This window comes from Comamonas sp. GCA5 (genome assembly GCF_036541385.1).
Taxonomy (GTDB): domain Bacteria; phylum Pseudomonadota; class Gammaproteobacteria; order Burkholderiales; family Burkholderiaceae_C; genus Comamonas; species Comamonas aquatica.
This window is the reverse complement of sequence record NZ_JAZHFR010000139.1, coordinates 1-5,316: the sequence shown is the minus strand read 5'-3', so window position 1 is coordinate 5,316 and position 5,316 is coordinate 1. Positions and strand designations below refer to the sequence as shown.

At 69.8% G+C, this 5,316-nt stretch carries 5 protein-coding genes; 2 read left to right on the top strand and 3 right to left on the bottom strand.

Going from position 1 to position 5,316, the window contains the following annotated elements; translation table 11 throughout:
- Nucleotides 1–753 (bottom strand): BUD32 family EKC/KEOPS complex subunit (locus SJH88_RS18455; RefSeq protein ID WP_274755314.1); only part of this gene is annotated, 753 nt, incomplete at its 3' end.
- Nucleotides 754–992: 239 nt separating this feature from the next.
- Between SJH88_RS18455 and SJH88_RS18450 the strand changes: the two genes are divergently transcribed.
- The gene (locus SJH88_RS18450; protein ID WP_274755313.1) at nt 993–1,814 is read left to right on the top strand and encodes a UPF0149 family protein; all 822 of its coding nucleotides are present in this window, start codon (nt 993–995) and stop codon (nt 1,812–1,814) included.
- Between the two features lie 196 nt (nt 1,815–2,010).
- Complete coding sequence (locus tag SJH88_RS18445) at nt 2,011–3,489, top strand: SulP family inorganic anion transporter (RefSeq protein WP_274755312.1); 1,479 nt, start codon at nt 2,011–2,013, stop codon at nt 3,487–3,489.
- Between the two features lie 90 nt (nt 3,490–3,579).
- Here the strand turns inward: SJH88_RS18445 and SJH88_RS18440 are convergent, their stop codons facing one another.
- Both SJH88_RS18440 and SJH88_RS18435 read right to left on the bottom strand, forming a co-directional pair.
- Nucleotides 3,580–4,827, bottom strand: a complete 1,248-nt coding sequence (locus SJH88_RS18440; RefSeq protein WP_274755311.1) for a L,D-transpeptidase family protein — start codon at nt 4,825–4,827, stop codon at nt 3,580–3,582.
- A gap of 26 nt (nt 4,828–4,853) precedes the next feature.
- The coding region (locus SJH88_RS18435; protein WP_420921761.1) for a L,D-transpeptidase Cds6 family protein at nt 4,854–5,316 on the bottom strand (463 nt) is incomplete at its 5' end.

Here is a 5,316-nt window from a genome sequence, read left to right as displayed (position 1 = left end):
CCGGCGGCTGTCGGGCAGGCGGCCGGCCCAGGCCATGCGCGCGATGGAGGCGTGCAGCAACTCGCGCGCGTCGGGCGACAGGGTGCTGACCCAGGCCTTCCACTGCGCACGTGCCGGCTCCAGCGCCCCGGCCTGCGCCAGGATCCAGGCCGTGGAGTGGGCATAGCACAGGGCGTCGCGGACCTGGCACACGGCCAGGGGCAGGTGGGCGGCGGGGTCGTCCTCGAAGTCGATGTAGCCGATCACGCCATCGGGGCAGCGCACCAGGTTGCGCGCAAAGGCCTGGCTCAGGCAGGTGCCGGCCTTGTGCACCTTGGCAATCGCCTGCAGGCCCTGCTTCCACAGCGCCAGCACGGCGTGGGCGCCGCGGGGCATGGCTTCTTCCATCGCATTGCCCAGGTTGGGCGTTTCCTGGCCGGGGGCGCCCAGGTGGCGCATGACAAAGCCGTCGGCGCAGTGCGCCAGCACGGTGGGCACGCGCAGGCCGCGGCGCTGCAGGTCCTGCAGGCGCGCCACTTCGATGGCCATGGCCGCGCGTCCACCGGGGTTGGGCACGGGGGTGAGCACAGGCATGCGCAAGGCCTTGGCGGCCGCGCCCAGCACCCGCAGGCGCCAGCCCGGCACGGTGGCGCCGGCCCGCTTGACCCACAGGCTCTCCCCGTCCACGTCGTAGCGCATGACGCTGTGCGGCTGGCTCTGCACGTGGGCGTGGAGGAAGGCGTCGTAGTCGGTGGCGGTTGCGGAAGCAGGCACAGGCAGTCGGTCCAGAAAAACAGGGGCCTGCAGGCAGGCCGGTGGTCGGTGCGGCGATTGTGCCTTGTTCGCCGGGGGCTGCGCGCGGGTCGACAACGCCAGGGTGCGCGACGCGGACTTGGCCTGCGGGCTACACTGCGCGGCAACGGCGCTGCATGCCTGCGCATGCCGCCACCTTCCGGCCCCCGCGACGGCCCTGCCATCGCCCCGGCCCTCCCCCCGCACACCGACACCGTCCCATGACCGATACCCCTGACACCCTGGAACCCCAATCCGCCCTGAGCACCGAGATGCTGGAGGAGCTGGACGCGATGCTGGAAGCCATGCGCGAGCGCGCCGAGGAAATCCCCCAGTGGGAGTTCTGCGACGGCTTCCTGGCGGCCATCGTCTGCACCCGCCGCGAGATCCCCGCCACCGAATGGCTGCCCATGCTGCTGGGTGACGGCGAGGCGCTGAGCGTGGCCGAAGGCCAGCCCCTGCCCAAGCTGGAAGCCTTCCTGGACGATGCCCAGCAGGCCCGTTTCCTGGAACTGGCCGCGCTGCGCATGGCCGAGCTGCGCACCCAACTGGACACCGAAATCAAGTCCCTGCAGGACGAGGCCGCCTTCCAGCCCGAAGTCATGGACACCCGCGGCGCTGTGCTGATGCTGCCCGAGGCCGAGCGTGCCGAGCTGGCCGATGAGGAGATCCCGTCCTTCGCCCAGGTCTGGGCCCTGGGTTTCATGTTCGTGGTGGAAAACTGGGCCGAGGAATGGGCCGCCCCGCGCGACAAGGAAGCCGCGCAGATGCTGGATGCGGCCATGGAATTCGTGGTCGACCTGACCGAGGACGACGACGGCGAGCCCGCGCTGAACTTGTACGCCGAGGAAGGCCCCGCCTCCACCAGCCAGGAGCGCCTGGACGCGTTCGGCGAAGCCATCTGGGCCGTGTACGACCTGCGCCAGCTGTGGCGCAGCATCGGCCCCCGCGTGGAGGCCGTGGTCAAGGGCGACCAGCCCGGCCGCAACGATGCCTGCAGCTGCGGCAGCGGCAAGAAGTTCAAGAAGTGCTGCGGCGCCTGATCGCCTGAATGCCGGAACGCCGGGGTGGAATCCGTCCCGGCACGCTTCTTGAAAAGGAGCTGCTGGCGCTGGTATGCAAAGGGTTTCAGATGGTTTTATCTCTGAAACTCAGTCATATCCAGCGCTGGCAGCTCCTTTTTTGTGGGTGACCACCAGGTCACGCTCCGCCCACCGCCCCCGCTCGTTGCATCTGTCCATGTCCTTGCCCCTGCTTGCCCGCCTGCGTGCGGAATGGGCGCCCAGCATTCCGCGCGAACTGCTGGCCGGCGCCGTTGCCACCTTCGCCCTGATTCCGGAGGTGATCGCCTTCTCCTTCGTCGCTGGGGTCGATCCGTCCGTGGGGCTGTTCGCCTCGTTTGTCATCAGCATCGTCATCGCCATCTTCGGCGGGCGCCCGGCCATGGTGTCGGCGGCGGCAGGCTCGGTGGCCCTGGTGGCGGCACCGCTGGTGGCGGCGCACGGCCTGCCCTACCTGTTTGCCGCCGGCCTGCTGGCCGGGGCCCTGCAGATCGTCTTTGGCCTGTGCAAGCTGGGCGTGCTGATGCGCTTTGTCTCCAGCTCGGTGCGCACCGGCTTTGTGAATGCGCTGGCCATCCTGATCTTTGCCGCCCAGCTGCCGCACCTGCACGGGGCGAATGCGCCCACCTGGGCCCTGCTGGCGCTGGGCCTGCTGTTGATCTACGGCCTGCCGTGGCTGGGCCAGCGCCTGGGGCTGACGCTGTTCGGCCTGATCCCCTCGCCGCTGATCTGCGTGGTGGTGCTGACCGTGCTGGCGGCGTTGCTGGGCCTGCCCGTGGCGACGGTGGCCGACCTGGGCCGGCTGCCTGAGGCGCTGCCGCAGTTCGGCCTGCCCGCGGTGCCCGCCAGCCTGGAGACGCTGCGCATCATCTTGCTGCCGGCACTGGCCATCGCCATGGTCGGCCTGCTGGAGTCGGTGCTGACCGCCGCCGTGGTCGACGAGATGACCAACACCCCCAGCGACAAGAACCGCGAATGCACGGGCCTGGGCCTGGCCAACATGGCCTCCAGCGTCTTCGGCGGCATTGCCGGCTGCGGCATGATCGGCCAGGCCGTGGGCAATGTGAAATACGGCGGTCGCGGGCGCCTGTCCACGCTGTTTGCCGGGGTGTTCCTGCTGGTGCTGATGGTGGCGCTCAAGGACTGGGTGTCGCAGGTGCCGGTGGTGGCCCTGGTGGCCATCATGGTCATGGTCTCGGCCTCCACCTTCGACTGGAAGTCGCTGGGCAACCTGGTGCGCCACCCGCGCCTGTCCAGCGGCGTGATGCTGGCCACGGTGGTCATCACCATCGCCACGCACAACCTGGCGGCGGGCGTGATCACCGGGGTGCTGCTGTCGGGCGTGTTCTTCACCTTCAAGGTGGCGCACATGCTGCAGGTGCGCCATGCGGATGATCCGGCCACCGGGGCGCGCACCTGGTGGGTCAGCGGGCAGGTGTTCTTTGCTTCGGCCGATGCGCTGGTGGAAAGCTTCGACGTGCGTGCCGTGGCTGGGCTGCCGGTGCGCATCGACGTCAGCGGCGCGCACTTCTGGGACATCACCGCCGTCGGCGCCCTGGACAAGGTGGTGCAGCGCCTGCAGCAGCATGGCTGCACGGTGGAACTGGTGGGCCTGGACGCCCAGAGCCAGCGCCTGGTGCAGCGCATGAAGACCTGAGCAGCCCCTGGCCCTGGAGCCGGACACAAAAAAAGCCCGCTGGCGCGATGCGAGCGGGCTTTTTTGCGGGGTGTCGGCGGCGCGTGGTGCTCAGCTCAGCACGTCTTCCGAGAAGATCTGCCAGCGCCCGTCCTGCTTGCGCCAGTACTGGCGCACGGTGGGGCTGTTGCCGCCCTTGGTGGCCACATGCAGGTTGACGATGCGGATCTCGCCAGCGGCCTCGCGCCAGTTGTAGACCGACATGTCATCGATCGCCAGGTTGGCCAGCGGGCCGTACGAGGACAGGCGGCTGCGGCGCTTGCTCAGCGGCTCGGCCCCGGCCAGCTCGGCGCTGTACAGCGCCGACAGGCGCTGCGTGTCGCCCTGGCGCCAGGCCGTCTGCCACTGCTCCAGGCCCTGCATGAAGCTGTCCTGCTTGTGCTGCTGGGTGGTCCACTGCGGGGTGACCCAGTCCAGCTTTTCCGCGATCAGCACCGGCGTGCGGCGGTCGATGGACTCCATCAGGAAGCTGATGTCCGGGTTGGACAGCACCACGCAGCCATCGCTGGCCTGGGGCACGCGCGCGAACTGGTCGGAGGGCACGCCATGCAGCCAGATGCCGCTGCCGGTGCGGCCCTGCAGGCGGTCCCAGTCGTTGGGGTAGTTGACCGTCAGCGCGCCCTTGCCATAGAGCTCGGGCAGCTTCTCGCCAGGGATCTGGCGGCCGACGAAGTACACGCCCAGCGGTGTGCGCTGGTCGCCTTCGGCGCGCTTGTGCACGCCGTTGCGGCCCACGGTGACGTAGAAGTTGGAGATCAGCTCCATGCCCTGCGGGCCGTTGGCGAACACGTACAGCCGCGAGCGGCTGGCATCCACGGCGATCGCATGCCGCACCGAGGGGCTCAGGTGCAGGAAGTTGCTGGGGATCATGCCCGGTGGCGGCAGGTCGACCGCGGCCTGGCGGCGGCGCTGCAGCTCGCTTTGCAGGCCCTGGAAGAACTCGGGCGGGGCAATGCTCTGGTCGGCCACGCTGCGGTTGCTGATGCTGGGCGTGGTCTGCGTCTGGGCCAGCTGGGCGCCCATGGGGCCGCTGCCGGTGCGCATGCGCAGCAGGTCGGCGTAGAGCAACTGGGCGGCGCGGAAGTTGGGCACCTCCTCGGTCAGCTCGGCCACGGCGCGCAGGGCGGCGTTGATTTCGCGGCGCTCGATCTGCGCCAGGATGGCGACCAGGCGCTGCTCGGCACGCGCCAGCTCCTGGGCGTGTGAGGAGGCCCAGGCGGTGGAGGTCCAGCCCAGGCTGCCCGCCAGCGCGGCGCCGGCCAGGCAGGTGGCCAGCCAGCGCGGGCGGAGGGTGGGCAAGGGGCTACGGATCGGATCGCGGGACATTAGCGGCCTGTTTCTTCTCGGACGATGCGCCACTGGTTGCTCTCGCGCTGCATGCGCAGGGTCTTGCGTGTGGTGGCCTTGTAGCTGCCGGAGGCGTAGTATTGCTGGAAGCTGGCTGCCGCCTTGTCGCCGTCCAGCGTGACCTTCACGTTGCGCACCGCCACGGTGATGGCGTCGCGGCCCACGATGCGGTCCTTGCGCTCCTGCTTCCAGGCCGCCAGGGTGCCGCCCTGGGGATCGAAGTGGGGGCTGTAGGCCGCGTAGTAGGCGTTGATGTTCTGCTGCTCCCAGGCCTTGGCCCAGGCCAGCACGGCCTTTTCCACCGCGTCGACGGCCTGCTGGTGGGCCGAGGGGCCTTCCTTGGCCTTCTCGGTCTTGTCGGCCTTCTCGACCACGGCGGCGGCCGGGGCGGCAGGCGCAGGCTGGGTGACTGCGGGCGCCGGGCTCGCGGGGTGGCCTGGG